This is a genomic window from Paenalcaligenes niemegkensis, assembly GCF_022230885.1.
GTDB classification, from domain to species: Bacteria; Pseudomonadota; Gammaproteobacteria; order Burkholderiales; family Burkholderiaceae_B; genus Paenalcaligenes; species Paenalcaligenes niemegkensis.
In genome coordinates this window covers 80,918-96,557 of record NZ_JAKGCT010000002.1, presented here as the reverse complement: position 1 = coordinate 96,557, position 15,640 = coordinate 80,918, and the positions used below count along the sequence as shown (strand labels likewise).

At 51.8% G+C, this 15,640-nt stretch carries 8 protein-coding genes and 1 pseudogene; 6 read left to right on the top strand and 3 right to left on the bottom strand.

All coding sequences use genetic code 11. From position 1 onward, the window contains the following. Positions 1–9: 9 nt before the first annotated feature. A complete protein-coding gene (locus tag L1889_RS02175; RefSeq protein ID WP_238663685.1) occupies positions 10–1,308 on the top strand; it encodes a citrate synthase in 1,299 nt (432 codons plus the stop codon). A 207-nt stretch (positions 1,309–1,515) separates the two neighbouring features. Here the strand turns inward: L1889_RS02175 and L1889_RS02170 are convergent, their stop codons facing one another. After that, complete coding sequence (locus L1889_RS02170) at positions 1,516–3,822, bottom strand: NADP-dependent malic enzyme (RefSeq protein WP_238663684.1); 2,307 nt, start codon at positions 3,820–3,822, stop codon at positions 1,516–1,518. 468 nt (positions 3,823–4,290) lie between these two features. On the opposite strand from L1889_RS02170, the gene L1889_RS02165 reads away from it, so the two are divergent. The 5 genes and pseudogenes from L1889_RS02165 (at position 4,291) to L1889_RS02145 (ending at position 12,604) form a co-directional block, all read left to right on the top strand. Then, complete coding sequence (locus L1889_RS02165) at positions 4,291–7,164, top strand: 2-oxoglutarate dehydrogenase E1 component (protein ID WP_238663683.1); 2,874 nt, start codon at positions 4,291–4,293, stop codon at positions 7,162–7,164. A 44-nt stretch (positions 7,165–7,208) separates the two neighbouring features. Then, positions 7,209–8,411, top strand: coding sequence for a 2-oxoglutarate dehydrogenase complex dihydrolipoyllysine-residue succinyltransferase (gene odhB / locus L1889_RS02160; protein WP_238663682.1), 1,203 nt, complete (start codon positions 7,209–7,211; stop codon positions 8,409–8,411). Positions 8,412–8,564: 153 nt separating this feature from the next. Beyond that, positions 8,565–9,992, top strand: a complete 1,428-nt coding sequence (gene lpdA / locus L1889_RS02155) for a dihydrolipoyl dehydrogenase (protein WP_238663681.1) — start codon at positions 8,565–8,567, stop codon at positions 9,990–9,992. A gap of 172 nt (positions 9,993–10,164) precedes the next feature. Continuing rightward, positions 10,165–11,256 (top strand): cell division protein ZapE, encoded by a 1,092-nt coding sequence (gene zapE, locus L1889_RS02150; RefSeq protein ID WP_238663680.1) that lies wholly within the window; start codon positions 10,165–10,167, stop codon positions 11,254–11,256. Positions 11,257–11,295: 39 nt separating this feature from the next. Further along, positions 11,296–12,604: pseudogene (locus L1889_RS02145) on the top strand (tryptophan--tRNA ligase). An 8-nt stretch (positions 12,605–12,612) separates the two neighbouring features. Here the strand turns inward: L1889_RS02145 and L1889_RS02140 are convergent. Both L1889_RS02140 and L1889_RS02135 read right to left on the bottom strand, forming a co-directional pair. After that, a complete protein-coding gene (locus L1889_RS02140; RefSeq protein WP_238663679.1) occupies positions 12,613–13,134 on the bottom strand; it encodes a hypothetical protein in 522 nt (173 codons plus the stop codon). 7 nt (positions 13,135–13,141) lie between these two features. Continuing rightward, positions 13,142–15,508, bottom strand: coding sequence for a Tex family protein (locus L1889_RS02135; protein WP_238663678.1), 2,367 nt, complete (start codon positions 15,506–15,508; stop codon positions 13,142–13,144). Positions 15,509–15,640: the final 132 nt, after the last annotated feature.

Sequence of the window (15,640 nt, the reverse complement as noted above, 5' to 3'; positions counted from 1 at the left end):
AGATTTGTGATGGAACTGTCAGATAAGAAAGCCACACTTGCGTTTTCCGATGGAAGTCCTTCGGTTGAATTCCCAGTGTACAAAGGCACAGTTGGCCCTGATGTCATTGATATCCGTAAGCTATACGGTCAGACTGATATGTTTACCTACGACCCGGGCTTCATGGCTACAGCGTCGTGCGAATCGTCGATTACTTACATCGATGGCGATAAGGGACAGTTGCTTTACCGTGGCTACCCCATTGATCAGCTAGCACAGAACTGTAACTTCATGGAAGTGAGCTATTTGCTTCTTAATGGCGAACTACCCGAGGCGCAGCAGAAGGCTGACTTCGAGCAGCTTATCACGCAGCACACCATGGTTCAGGAACAAATGCAGTTTTTCCTGCGTGGCTTTCGTGCTGATGCCCATCCTATGGCAATCTTGACAGGCCTGGTGGGCGGAATGTCGGCTTTCTATCACGACTCAACCGACGTCGCCAACCCCGAGCACCGTCGTATTTCAGCGATTCGACTGATTGCCAAAATGCCAACGCTGGTGGCCATGGCGCATAAGCATTCCGTTGGACAGCCGCTGATGTATCCGCAGAACGACCTAAGCTACACAGGCAACTTTTTGCGCATGATGTTCGGCACTCCTTGCGAAGATTACAAGGTCAACGATGTTGTAGAGCGCGCGCTGGACCGTATCTTTATTCTGCACGCTGACCATGAGCAGAATGCGTCTACCTCTACTGTTCGTCTGTGCGGTTCATCCGGCACGAACCCTTACGCAGCAATTGCCGCCGGGGTAGCATGTCTGTGGGGACCAGCCCATGGCGGGGCTAATGAAGCTTGCCTGAATATGCTTGAGCACCTGCAGGCTAATGGTGGAGTAGAGAAAGTTGGCGAGTTCATGGAGAAGGTCAAAGACAAGAGTTCTGGCGTTCGCCTGATGGGCTTCGGTCATCGTGTTTATAAGAACTACGATCCGCGTGCCAAGCTGATGCAAGAGACATGCAAAGAGGTTCTTGCAGCGCTAGGCCTAGAGAATGATCCGTTGTTTAAACTGGCAATGGAACTAGAGCGTATTGCTTTGGAAGATCCCTATTTTGTCGAGCGTAAACTCTACCCGAACGTAGACTTCTACTCGGGTATTGTTCAGCGGGCAATTGGTATTCCTACTTCGTTGTTTACCGCTATTTTTGCTTTGGCACGTACGGTGGGCTGGATTGCTCAGTGGGATGAAATGCTATCCGATCCCGATTATAAAATCGGTCGTCCGCGTCAGTTGTACACGGGTTATACCGAGCGCGACATCGCCGAGTAATGTAGTGCTCTGCAGTATTGACTGATTCAAGCTGGCTTAGGCCAGCTTTTTTGTGCTTACCGCCAAGGTTAATGCGAATGTCCGTCTTAAAGGCTGCTATGAAACTAGGCTGCTCTGAAAGTGGATAAAAAAATCGGGTTCCGATAGCCATTGGAACCCGATTTTTTGGTGCCTGGATTTACATGAGTAAATCAGGACATAGCTAGCTTAGGCATTTTTCTTTTGTTCGACTTGTGCATCGACTACTGCAATAGCTGTCATATTCACGATTCGACGTACGGTCGCGCTCGTGGTCAATACGTGAACCGGACGTGCTGCGCCCAGCAGAATCGGTCCCATCGCCACGCCGTTGCTGCCTGTCATCTTGAGCATATTGTAGGTAATGTTACCCGCGTCAAGGTTGGGAGTGATGAGCAGGTTGGCAGGTGCACGTAAAGTTGTGTCAGGAAAAGCCTTGAAGCGGATTTTGTCAGACAATGCCGAGTCAGCGTGCATTTCACCATCGACTTCCAGCTCGGGTGCCAGTTCGGCCAGCAATTGACGGGCTTTAGCCATCTTGCGTGAGGAAGCTGTAGAGCGGCTACCAAAGTTCGAGTGCGAAAGCAGTGCAACACGTGGCTCGACGCCAAAGCTGCGTACTTCTTCAGCTGCCAGGATGGTCATATTGGCAACTTGTTCAGCGGTAGGGTCTTCATTCACATGCGTGTCGCACACGAATAAGGTCTGGCTGGGCAGCATCAAGACGTTCATGGCGGCAAATGTGGTCGCACCTTTGCGCAGACCAATCACTTCTTCAATGTGCTTGAGCTGATTGTCGAAGTTGCTGGCCACACCACATATCATCGCATCGGCGTCGCCACGCTGAAGCAGCATGACACCTATAAGCGTGTTGTGCTTGCGTACCATAGCCTTGGCAATGTCAGGCGTGATGCCTTCACGTGCGCGAAGCTTGTAGTAATCGCTCCAGGTTTGGTTAAAGCGTTCGTCGTCTTCAGGATCGACTACTTCAACATCAACACCGGGGGACAGGCGCAGACCGAACCTTTGGATACGCATTTCGATGACCGATGGACGTCCGATCAGGATCGGCTTAGCCAGGCTTTCGTCTATGGCTGTTTGGACGGCACGTAATACACGCTCATCTTCACCGTCGGCGTAGATGACGCGCTTGGGATCCGCTTTGGCCTGTTCATACAACGGGCGCATTAACGGACCTGAGTGGTAGGTCATGGCAATCAGCTTTTGGCGGTAGGCTTCCATGTCCTGGATGGGACGGGCTGCCACACCGGAATCCATGGCTGCCTGTGCAACGGCTGGTGCAATTTTTACGATTAGACGCGGATCAAAAGGACGAGGAATAATATACTCAGGGCCGAAACCTACATCAGCTTCGCCTTGTTTGCTGCTAACGTCGTCGTACTGTTCGGCCTGGGCCAGTTCGGCGATTGCTTTTACGCAAGCCAGCTTCATTTCCTCGTTGATAACCGTAGCGCCACAATCAAGGGCTCCGCGGAAAATGAAGGGGAAGCACAGTACGTTATTGACCTGGTTGGGATAGTCGGAGCGACCTGTAGCAATAACGCAGTCAGGACGGGTAGCTTTAGCCACTTCAGGGCGGATCTCAGGCTCAGGGTTGGCCAAAGCCAGAATCAGCGGCTTGTCGGCCATGGTTTTGAGCATTTCCGGTGTCAGCACACCGGGTGCCGAGCAGCCCAGGAAAATATCAGCCCCATTTGTGGCATCAGCCAATGTACGGAAGCTGGTTTCTTGCGCATACTGGGCCTTGCTGGGCTCCATGTTTTCTTCGCGGCCTTTCCAGATAATACCTCGGGAATCAGAGACAAAAATGTGCTCGTGAGGCATACCCATGCTGACCAGTAAATTCAGGCAGGCGATGGCAGCTGCGCCAGCGCCCGAGCATACCAGTTTGACCTGAGTGATATCTTTGCCCACCACTTTCAGGCCGTTCAGGATGGCAGCTGCCGAAATAATGGCCGTACCGTGCTGATCGTCATGGAAGACCGGGATCTTCATGCGCTTGCGTAATTCTTGCTCGATATAAAAACACTCGGGAGCCTTGATGTCTTCGAGGTTGATACCGCCAAGGGTAGGCTCCATGGCCGCGATGATGTCGACCAGTTTCTTAGGATCGTTTTCGGCTAATTCGATGTCAAATACATCGATTCCGGCAAACTTCTTGAATAGGCAGCCCTTGCCTTCCATTACGGGTTTGGAAGCGAGGGGGCCGATATTGCCTAAACCTAATACAGCCGTACCATTGGTAATGACACCGACGAGGTTGGCTCGGGAGGTGTACTTTGCGGCTGCTTCGTTATCTCCGTCTTCACCTGCGTTGTAAATGGCCATGCAAGCCGATGCGACGCCCGGTGAATACGCCAAGGATAAGTCATCTTGGTTAGCCAGGGTTTTGGTAGGTACAACTGAAATCTTTCCAGGTGTGGGGTAAGCGTGATAATCAAGCGCTAATTTAGCCAGATCGGCATTGGCGTCCATCGTGGATGTGCTCCTGTTGGTATCTTGTGATTGCTAGGTTATTTAAAAATCTACGTTCATTTTAGGCGAAACTCACGCATCTAATAGTTATAGCGTGAATAGTGCATTCAATGCATGCCGCATTGCAGCATTTTAAAAGCGTAGTAAATGCTGTCGTTTAAAGTAGCTATGTGATTTTTAAACGCTATTTTTCTAATGCTCATATTGAGCATCTTTGAATAGATTGTCGACAATTAATGTTCATTAGAAATATGTGTCAGGTATTGCCAACAAACGGCCGCAAGGCTAATGTTTTCGGGGGTGTGAAGTGCGTGCTTGCGTCCCGGGGGTATACTAAATTGTATACGGCTTGTAAAAGGCGTCCAACGTTGCCTTCTGCTCTGCTATCCGCTAACCGGCGTGGCCGTGTCGCGGAAGGTTTTCCTGCATCTCATAACGGGTGAAACACCCGGATAGGTGAAGCGCATAATGTCATCTTCGCAAACTGAACTGCTATCCACATCTTATCTATTTGGCAGTAATGCTGCCTATGTAGAAGATCTCTACGAGATCTATCTGAATAATCCAACGGCCGTGCCAGACGAGTGGCGCAGCTACTTTGATCAGCTGCAGCATTTACCTGCTACTGACGGCCGTGAAAGTACACGCGATCAGGCGCATGCGCCTATCGTCGAGTCATTTGCACAGCGCGCCAAGGCGAACGCGTTAATCACGCGCGTGCCTGCGGTCGATCTTGCTCTGGCATCCAAACAGGTATCGGTGCAGTCTTTAATCGCTGCTTACCGCTCGCTAGGCGCGCGCCTGGCATCCCTCGACCCGCTCAAGCGCAGCGAACGTCCCAGTTACGCAGAGCTTGATCCTGCTTTCTACGGTCTTACCGAAGCCGACCTCGATCAGGTTTACTCCGCTACCAATACGTATTTCACGAAAAATGAAACCATGAGCCTGCGTGACTTGCTCAAGGCCTTGCGTGATACCTATTGTCAAAATATTGGTGCAGAATTCATGCACATCTCCGATCCGGTTGCCAAGCGCTGGATTCAGGAGCGCCTGGAATCGGTACACGGAACATTTGAATTTTCGGCTGATCAGAAGCGTAATATCTTGCAGCAGCTGACCGAAGCCGAAGGCATTGAACGTTTTCTGCATACCAAGTATGTAGGCCAGAAACGTTTCTCGCTTGAAGGCGGCGAAAGCTTTATTGCCTCAATGGACGAAGTCGTCAACCACGCAAGTGAAAGCGGCGTCCAGGAAATCGTAGTCGGTATGGCTCATCGTGGCCGTCTGAATATGCTGGTCAACATCATGGGCAAAATGCCTGCTGATCTGTTTGCCGAATTCGAAGGCTATCACGCTGAAGGTCTGACCGACGGCGACGTGAAATACCATAACGGTTTTTCCAGCGACTTGTCCGCCCGTGGCGGTCCAGTACATCTGTCGCTCGCCTTTAATCCCTCACATCTTGAAATCGTTAATCCCGTTGTCGAAGGCAGCGTACGCGCTCGCCAAGACCGTCGCGGTGACAGCGAAGGTGCTCAGGTGCTGCCAGTACTGGTGCATGGTGATGCCGCCTTTGCCGGACAAGGTGTGGTCATGGAGACCCTTAACCTGGCGCAGACACGTGGCTACGGTACCGGTGGTACCTTGCACATTGTCATTAATAACCAGATTGGTTTCACTACGTCCGACCCTCGCGATACACGCTCAACGCTGTATTGCACCGATGTGGTCAAGATGATTGAAGCGCCTGTGTTCCACGTTAACGGTGATGATCCCGAAGCTGTGGTTTTTGTCACAAAGCTGGCTCTTGATTACCGCCAGAAATTCCGCCACGACGTCGTTATCGATATCGTTTGCTTCCGTAAGCTCGGCCATAACGAACAAGATACGCCATCACTGACGCAGCCGCTAATGTATAAAACCATTGGTCAGCATACCGGTACACGCAAGCTTTACGCCGACAAGCTGATCACTCAGGGCGTGCTTGGGGAGAACGAGCCCGATGACATGGTCAAGGCCTATCGTCAGCTCATGGAGGATGGAAAGCGCACTGTCGAGCCTGTGCTTACCGATTACAAAAACAAGTACGCTACCGATTGGACACCGTTCCTTGAGGCTAAATGGACTGACCAGGGCGATACAGCCTTGCCGCTTTCCGAGCTGCAACGTTTAGGTGAGCGCATCACGACCGTACCTGATGACTTCACCGTGCATTCCCTGGTGAACCGTTTGCTTAAAGACCGCCGTGCCATGATCAAGGGCGAGCTCAACGTCGACTGGGGCATGGGCGAACATCTGGCGTTTGCCTCACTGGTCGAGAACGGCTATGCCATCCGCATTACCGGTCAAGACTCCGGACGCGGTACTTTTAGCCATCGCCATGCTGTCTGGCATGATCAAAAGCGCGAGCGCTGGGATGATGGCACCTATGTACCACTGCAGAATGTCTCTGAAAAGCAGGCTCCTTTCAGTGTGATCGACTCGGTACTGTCTGAAGAGGCTGTGCTGGCATTCGAGTACGGCTATGCTTCGGCCGAACCGAATATTCTGACTATCTGGGAGGCGCAGTTCGGCGATTTCGTGAACGGTGCCCAAGTGGTTATCGATCAGTTCATCACCTCAGGCGAAGCCAAGTGGGGTCGCCATTGCGGCCTGACCATGATGCTTCCTCATGGCTACGAAGGCCAGGGGCCGGAACACTCATCAGCTCGAATCGAACGATTCCTGCAATTGTGTGCTGATAACAATATCCAGGTTATCCAGCCTACCAACGGCGCGCAGATTTTCCATGTATTGCGTCGCCAGATGATTCGTCCTTTCCGTAAGCCTTTGGTGTTGCTGACTCCTAAGTCACTGTTGCGTCACAAAGCTGCGACCTCGCCGTTAACTGATCTGTCGGAAGGGCATTTTATGCCTGTGATTGGTGAAACTGATTCGGCTATCAAGGCCAGCGACGTCACACGCCTGCTAGTGTGCTCCGGCAGGGTTTATTACGACATTGTTGCTGCCCGTGATGAACAGAAGCGCAGCGATGTAGCCATCGTGCGCGTCGAGCAGCTTTACCCGTTTGCACACAAAGCTTTCCAGTCAGAACTTCAAAAATACGAGAATCTGCGTGAAGTGGTGTGGGTGCAAGACGAGCCCCAGAACCAGGGACCATGGTTCTATGTTCAGCATCACCTGTTCGAAAACATGGCAGAAGGCCAGAAACTCAGCTATGCCGGTCGTGCCGCTTCAGCTTCGCCCGCGGTGGGCTATCTGGCTAAGCACCAAGAGCAGCAAAAGGCGTTGCTTGAGCAGGCTTTTGCTCCCCGAATCAAAGGTTTTTCGCTGACTAAGTAATTTGCGCAATCAGACAGATCACTAAATTTACGGAATAAAATATTATGGCTATTACCGAAGTACTCGTTCCTCAACTATCCGAATCCGTTTCAGAAGCCACTTTGCTCGAATGGAAAAAACAGCCCGGTGAAGCGGTTACTGCAGATGAAATCCTCATCGAAGTGGAAACTGATAAGGTGGTGCTTGAAGTTCCGGCTCCAGCCTCAGGCGTCTTGACGGAAATTGTAAAAGCTGATGGTTCTACCGTTTACGCGGGCGAGGTCCTGGCGCGTATCGACAGCTCGGCTACGGCTACTGCTGCAGCCCCGTCGTCTGAAGCAAAAGAAGAGGCTCCTGCAGCCTCAGCAGCCCCAGCTGAAAAATCCTCTACAGTTGCAGCAGCATCTCCGGCTGCGTCGAAGATTCTGGCAGAGAAAGGCGTTGAAGTCGAAAGCGTGACAGGTTCCGGCCGTGGCGGTCGTGTGACTAAAGAAGACGCAAACCGCGCTCAGGCCGGCACAGCCAAGGCTGCTGCTCCTGCCGCACCTGCCAGCTTATCGCTGGATGGCCGTCCTGAGCAGCGTGTGCCCATGAGCCGCTTGCGCGCTCGTGTTGCAGAGCGCCTGTTGCAGTCGCAACAGGAAAATGCCATATTAACTACGTTCAACGAAGTCAATATGCAAGCCATTCTTGACCTGCGCAAACAGTACAAGGATCAGTTCGAGAAAGAACACGGCGTTAAGCTGGGCTTCACTTCTTTCTTTGTTAAGGCAGCCGTTGCCGCACTTAAGAAATACCCGGTTGTCAACGCCTCGGTTGATGGCAAAGACATTATCTACCACGGTTACTTTGATATCGGTATTGCAGTTGGAAGCCCGCGTGGTCTGGTCGTGCCTATCTTACGCAATGCAGACCAGCTTTCGATTGCTGAAATCGAGCAGCAAATTGCTGATTTCGGCGCACGTGCGCGCGACGGCAAGCTAACCCTTGAAGAACTGACTGGCGGAACCTTCTCTATCTCGAACGGTGGTGTCTTTGGTTCAATGCTGTCCACCCCGATCATCAATCCTCCGCAGTCTGCAATCTTGGGCATCCATGCCACTAAAGAGCGCCCTGTAGTAGAAAACGGTCAAATTGTTATTCGTCCTATGAACTACCTGGCGATGTCATATGATCACCGCATCATTGATGGTCGTGAGGCTGTGCTGGCCCTGGTGGCCATGAAAGAAGCGCTGGAAGATCCGCAACGTTTGTTGTTGAACATCTAGGTCGGTCCGGTACTCTGGCTATATTTTCGTAATATCGGCCGGATGCATATGCGTCTGGCCGATGTTGTTTAGGTAGGTAGCGTGGCAGGTAGCCGCGTCGAATAGGCGCTTGTGCGACACCTCAGCTACATACGCTGAAAAGGTAGAAACAAAATGGCAAAACAGTTTGATTTAGTAGTTATTGGTGCAGGTCCAGGCGGGTATATTGCAGCGATTCGTGCTGCACAGCTGGGCATGTCTGTGGCGTGCGTTGATGCATGGTCGGGTGCCGATGGTAAGGCCGCTCCAGGCGGCACATGTACCAACGTAGGTTGCATACCTTCCAAAGCATTGCTGCAGTCATCTGAGCATTACGAGCAGGCAGGTCATCACTTTGCCGAGCATGGTATCGAAGTTAAAGGTCTGGGCCTGAAGCTCGATACGCTGCTGGGCCGTAAAGACACTGTAGTAAAGCAAAACAATCAAGGCATTCTGTATCTGTTCAAGAAAAACAAAGTGTCATTCTTCCACGGTACTGCAGCATTTAACGCTAAGGTTGATGCGGGCTGGTCGATTCAGGTAGAAGGCCCGAATGCTGAAGAACTCATTGCTAAAAACGTAGTGGTGGCAACCGGGTCTACGGCTCGTCAGTTGGCCGATGTCCCATTCGATGAAGATAAGATCCTGTCCAACGATGGCGCATTGCGTCTTGGCAGCGTGCCTAAAAAGCTGGGCGTTATCGGTGCTGGTGTCATTGGTCTGGAACTAGGCAGCGTATGGCGTCGCCTGGGCGCTGAAGTCAATGTACTCGAAGGTGCAGCCGACTTCTTGTCAGCGGTTGATCGCGATGTAGCCAAAGAAGCTCTTAAAGAATTCACCAAGCAAGGGTTGGCGATTCAGACCAATGTTAAGGTTGGCGAGATCAAAAGCACCGCTAAAGGTGTTAGCGTTGAGTACGTCGACGCAGAGGGCAAAGAGCAAAAGCTTGATGTTGACCGTCTGATCGTTTCCATTGGTCGGGTTCCTAATACCGCTAGCCTTGGGGCTGATACAGTCGGCCTGAAGCTCGACGAGCGTGGTTTCGTTGCCGTTGATGACGATTGCCGTACCAATCTGCCTGGTGTATGGGCTGTAGGTGACGTGGTACGCGGCCCGATGCTGGCTCATAAGGCCGAAGAAGAGGGCGTTGCTGTTGCCGAGCGTATTGCCGGTCAGCAGCCACATGTTAACTTCGACACAGTACCTTGGGTTATTTACACTTCACCCGAGATTGCCTGGGTAGGCAAAACCGAGCAGCAGCTCAAGAAAGACGGCCGCGACTATCGTTCTGGCAGCTTTCCCTTTATGGCAAATGGCCGCGCACGCGCTTTGGGTAATACCGCTGGTTTCGTTAAAGTGCTGGCTGATGCCAAAACTGACGAGGTGCTGGGCGTACATATTGTTGGCCCAACAGCTTCAGAGTTAATAGCAGAAGCCGTCGTCATTATGGAATTCCGCGGAGCAGCTGAAGACATCGCTCGTATTTGTCATGCTCACCCAACGCTTTCCGAAGCGATGAAAGAAGCGGCATTAGCTGTAGATAAGCGCGCACTGAACTTCTAAATCGTTTGTGCTCGCTTTTTAAAAGGGCAGGCTTGCACAGCCTGCCTTTTTTATGCGTTGTCTTTGCGTTATTGCCAGCAAGGCCTATGACTTTGCTATTGTCTTAAGCTTTGGCTATAGCTAAAGCCTATACTGTAGAACTTCATCCCGTAAAATTATCACCGACCACAACATGGCTGTTACCCAGTACTACCAAAAGGCGCTCGCTGAACGCGGTTATAAAGCCGATGCGGCACAGCAGCTTGCTATCGCTCGCTTACAAAAATTTTCTGACGAACTGGTGGCTTACGACAAGTCGCAGCGATCCGTATTGCGTCGCTGGTTTTCTAAGGAGATGCCCCCTGAAGGCGTCTATTTATGGGGTGGGGTAGGTCGGGGAAAAAGCTTTCTTATGGACGCTTTTTATCAGAGCGTTCCGATAAAACGTAAGGCGAGGCTGCATTTTCATGAGTTTATGCGCGGTGTGCATCAGCAACTGAACACCTTGCGAGGCCAGGCTGATCCCCTGGACAGCGTCGCGGAAACCATTGCACAGCGCTATCAGGTAATTTGTTTCGACGAGTTCCATGTTTCTGACATCGCTGATGCCATGATTTTGTACAAGTTGCTTCTAGGGCTTTTCGAGCGTGGTACTTGCTTTGTAATGACTTCAAATTATCAGCCACACTTATTGTATCCGGATGGCCTGCATCGTGATCGTATTCTACCCGCCATACGTTTGATCGAAGAGCGCATGGATGTGCTGTCGGTAGATGCGGGTATTGATTATCGTCGCCGTAGCCTTGAACAGGTGCCTATGTATCTGACGCCCTTGAATGAGCAGACCGGGGCACAACTGGAAGCTGCCTTTAATCGGTTATCCGATTCGGCTCCGTTAGAGCCGGTGCTTGTAATTGAAAATCGGGAATTAAAAACGGTAGCACGCAGCGGTAGCGTGGTGTGGTTTGACTTCGAGACCTTGTGCCAGGGGCCACGTTCACAAAATGATTATTTAGAGCTTGCCAGTCTTTTCCAAACGGTAATCTTATCTGATGTCCCCAAGATGAAGGCACGTGATGCATCGGCTGCCAGACGTTTTACCTGGCTTGTCGATGTGCTCTATGATCATAATGTTAAGTTAATTATTTCGGCAGAGTGCCTGCCCGACGAACTCTACACGGAAGGACCTATGAGCACTGAGTTCCATCGTACGATTTCCCGTCTGATGGAGATGCAGTCCAAAGAGTATCTTGAGTCCGAACGTCGTAGTGCTGCCACCTTATAATCTGTGCTTTCACAGCAATTTTTGCACCGTTAAATTTAAATGACTACTCGTATACTTACCGGAATTACCACGTCGGGAATCCCTCACTTAGGCAATTACGCCGGGGCAATTCGGCCTGCCATTCAAGCCAGTACAGTCGAAGGCAATGATGCGTTTTTCTTTATGGCCGATTATCACGCATTAATTAAGTGTGATGACCCTGAGAGAGTGGCGCAATCCCGGCTGGCTATTGCCGCGACCTGGATAGCAGCAGGGCTGGACACCGATAAAGTCACTTTTTATCGTCAGTCTGACGTACCGGAAATTCCCGAGCTCAATTGGGTGCTAAGCTGCGTGACTGCCAAGGGCCTGATGAATAGGGCACATGCCTACAAGGCTTCACAAGATCAAAATGTGGCTCGAGGCATTGATCCCGACGATGGGGTCACCATGGGCTTATATTGCTATCCGGTTTTAATGGCCGCTGACATTCTGCTGTTTAATGCGAACAGAGTACCAGTGGGGCGTGATCAGATTCAGCATATTGAAATGGCCCGTGACATCGCCCAGCGCTTTAATCACTTATACGCCAGCGTGTTTACCTTGCCCGAGGTCTTGATCGATGACAGCGTCGCTACCTTGCCTGGGCTGGACGGTCGTAAGATGTCCAAAAGCTACGACAATACTATCCCGCTGTTCGAAGGCGGGGCGGCGAGTCTGAAAGCCGCCGTGATGCGAATCGTGACCGATTCTAAAATGCCCGGCGAAGCAAAAGATGCCGAATCTTCAATGGTGTATCCCCTGTACAAAGCGTTTGCCACCTCTGCTCAGGCAGATGCCTTCAAGGCTGATTTGGAAGGCGGCTTGGGCTGGGGGAAGCAAAAGGCCAATTGTATGACTTGCTCGAAAATTTGCTTGCGCCCATGCGTGAACGCTATAACGATTTGATGTCGAAGCCGGATTACATTGAAGATATTTTGCTTGAAGGTGCGAGCAAGGCCCGCGCAGAAGCATTACCGGTTATTAGACAGGTTCGCGAGGCCATTGGGCTGCGCGCGGCCAAAAGCGTTGCGGTGGCCGCTGGCGCAGCCAGCCAGCGCAAGGGACGTTTTGTCAGCTTCCGTGACGAGGGGGCTTCAGGTTCCGCCTGATAGACGCAGACGGCAAAGAGCTAGTGTTATCCGAGCTCTTTGCCGACCCAAGGGCTGCCGGGCTATCTCAAAGGGCATTTGCTGCTTTTACTGATGTTTCGCAGTTTGAGGTTAATGGTGATCAGGCTTCTGTTTCGACTGAAAAAGGGCTTGTCGCTCACCTTAAGTCTAGCGACATCCCTGCCATTTTAGGAACCTTGGCTGGCATGCGAGATTAATTGGGACATCAGGCGCATACCTGGGCGTGAATATCCAGACTTAGGCAAAGATTCAGAACCGCGTCAAGATTTTCACGTTTTACCAGGGCCAATTGAAACTCGTGGTTGTAATGTTGTGAGAATTCGATCAGGGCGTAGTTGGCGTGGTGAGCCAGCAGTTCAGTATTTGCCCATTCATAAAAACCTTCCACGTCTGAAAAGGGCATATCGTCGTAGGGAAACTCTGCCAGTTGCGGAGTTTCGAAACAGTCTATGGTTTCTTCCCATAGTTCATCAACGGTATCGGCAACGATCAGATGATCCTCAAGTTCGACCCCCAGAATAAAGGCGACTACGTCGGTGGGGTGACGCTCGGCCATCCGCGCCGCGTCACTTCCGTAAAGCCGCTTCACCACGGCTTCCGGATGAGCCTGTGCCTCAAGTGCGATATCAACGATGGCATTGATTTCGGCTGCGTCCAGGCTTGCATCGCTTAGATGAACAATGAGTTCACGCAATTTTTCTTTGATATCTGGGGAGTCTTGCGACATTTCAGTCTCACTTTTTCAATTTGGCAAATGCAGCAGCCATGGCGCCGTTTGCGGGCGTGCTGTCACGCGCGGAACGCGAATCCCGTTGTTGTCGCGGTTGGGATGGACGGCCGGCATTAGTTTTACGCTCAGATGATTTGGCACTGCTGGGCGTATCGTCGTTAAGACGCATCGTTAGTCCGATGCGTTTGCGGGCTACATCGACCTCTACGACTTTAACCTTAACGGTTTGACCTACCCGCACAACATCCCTGGGGTCGCTGACAAACTGGTTCGAGAGGGCCGAGATATGAACAAGTCCGTCCTGATGAACGCCTACATCGACAAAAGCGCCAAAGTTGGCAACGTTGGTGACTACACCTTCGAGTATCATTCCCGGTATCAAGTCTGATACTTTAGTGACGCCTTCCATGAATTGTGCCGTCGTGAATTCCGGACGTGGGTCGCGTCCGGGCTTCTCGATTTCAGCAAAAATATCCTGCACGGTAGGCAAGCCAAAGCGTTCGTCAGTAAATTCGGACGGTGAAAGGCCTTTTAATGCGCCTGACTTGCCCATTACCTCAGTGGCTTCTGACTGAATTTTATCGAGAATCCGCTGCGCAACTGAATAGGCTTCAGGATGAACGGCAGAAGCATCCAGTGGATTCTGTGCACCAGGAATACGTAAGAATCCGGCCGCCTGCTCGAAGGCTTTAGGGCCGAATCGGGGCACGTCCAGTAGCTGACGACGGGTCTCGAAAGCGCCTTTGCTGTTTCGCCATTCGACAATGTTCTTGGCAAGGGTGGCATTTAAGCCGGATACGCGCATGAGCAAGGGAGTGGAGGCGGTGTTGATATCCACGCCAACGGCGTTTACGCAATCCTCTACGACGGCTTCAAGAGATCGGGCCAGTTCGCGCTGGTTTACATCGTGCTGGTACTGTCCTACGCCTATGGCCTTGGCCTCGATTTTTACCAGCTCGGCGAGGGGGTCCTGAAGTCGCCGAGCAATAGATACAGCGCCTCGTAGGCTGACATCAAGATCTGGAAACTCTTTGGAAGCGAGCTCTGAGGCTGAGTAGACAGAAGCTCCGGCTTCAGACACCGTGACACGGGTAAAGGCAAGGTCGGGATGAGCGCTTTGCAGATCGGTGACGAGCTTCTCGGTTTCACGGGAAGCCGTGCCATTACCGATAGCGACCAATTCGATGTTGTGTTTTTTTGCCAGAGCGTAGAGGGTTTTCAGGCTGCCGTTACGATCGCGTCTAGGCTCAAATGGATAGACCGTAGCGGTGTCAAGCACTTTGCCGGTAGCGTCAATGGCAGCGACTTTAACGCCTGTTCTGATGCCAGGATCCAGGCCCAATACCGATTTGTTTCCAGCGGGAGCGGCTAACAGCAAATCGCGAAGATTGGCTGCAAAAACGCGTGTGGCCTCTTGTTCGGCGGTCTCGCGCAGACGTGTGATCAGCTCACTTTCGAAGGCAGTCAGCAGCTTTACCCGCCATGTCCACCGGCATACTTCGGCGAGCCAGACCTCTTGCAGGGTGGCGTCGGCATCAAAGCGTGCGCCGCAACCGAGGAAATCAGCTATGCGCTCAACGCAAGGATGAGGCAGCAGTTCTTCCTGTTCAGGACTTAGGCCCAAACGTAGCGTTAATACCCCTTGCTGACGGCCGCGCAAGAGCGCCAGGATGCGGTGTGAAGGAAGGGTACGCAGTGATTCGCTAAAATCAAACCAGTCGCGAAATTTATCGCCCTCGTTTTCTTTGCCTTCGATTACTTTTGCGTAAAGCAGGCCTGTAGACCACAAATGCTCGCGCATGTTGGCGAGCAGGTCAGCATTTTCGGCGTATTGTTCAGAAAGTATATCGCGGGCACCTTCCAGCGCCGCTTTGGCGTTATCAAAAGGAGCATCGCTCAGGTAGCTTGCAGCTACAATAGAAGGGTCATCGTTGGGAGCGTCGAGAATAGCCTGTACCAAAGCCTCCAGGCCGGCCTCACGAGCTATCTGGGCACGCGTGCGACGCTTGGGCTTATAAGGGGCATAAAGATCCTCGAGACGCTGTTTAGTCTCAGCTGACTCAATTTCAGCGCTTAATTCTGGGCTAAGCTTACCTTGTTGTTCGATCGACTCTAAAATAGCAATGCGCCGGGTTTCCAGTTCGCGTATATACAACAGCCGAACTTCTAATTCGCGCAGCACGCTATCGTCCAGTCCGCCAGTCGCTTCTTTACGATAACGGGCTATGAAAGGTACCGTGGCACCATTATCCAGTAGCTCCACAGCGGCTGCGGCCTGTGTAGGGCGTACGTTAAGTTCACTTGCCAGTAGCTGCAAGATACGAGCTTCATCGACGGTACGGGCGGTTGTTTCTATAGTGGTATCGGTCATTGATTCAACATCGGTAAAAAGACTAGACGCGGCAATTTTGCCATACAAAAGCACCATCACAGGGTTACGCTGTGTGACTAACGCATCTTATAAGGCTCGGCGGCTCCGATTATAGAGCCGGGCTGATTTATT

Coding starts and splice junctions, on each gene's coding strand:
- L1889_RS02175 (WP_238663685.1), top strand. CDS start 10: ATGGAACTGTCAGATAAGAAAGCCACACTTGCGTTTTCCGATGGAAGT.
- L1889_RS02170 (WP_238663684.1), bottom strand. CDS start 3,822: ATGGACGCCAATGCCGATCTGGCTAAATTAGCGCTTGATTATCACGCT.
- L1889_RS02165 (WP_238663683.1), top strand. CDS start 4,291: ATGTCATCTTCGCAAACTGAACTGCTATCCACATCTTATCTATTTGGC.
- odhB (WP_238663682.1), top strand. CDS start 7,209: ATGGCTATTACCGAAGTACTCGTTCCTCAACTATCCGAATCCGTTTCA.
- lpdA (WP_238663681.1), top strand. CDS start 8,565: ATGGCAAAACAGTTTGATTTAGTAGTTATTGGTGCAGGTCCAGGCGGG.
- zapE (WP_238663680.1), top strand. CDS start 10,165: ATGGCTGTTACCCAGTACTACCAAAAGGCGCTCGCTGAACGCGGTTAT.
- L1889_RS02140 (WP_238663679.1), bottom strand. CDS start 13,134: ATGTCGCAAGACTCCCCAGATATCAAAGAAAAATTGCGTGAACTCATT.
- L1889_RS02135 (WP_238663678.1), bottom strand. CDS start 15,508: ATGACCGATACCACTATAGAAACAACCGCCCGTACCGTCGATGAAGCT.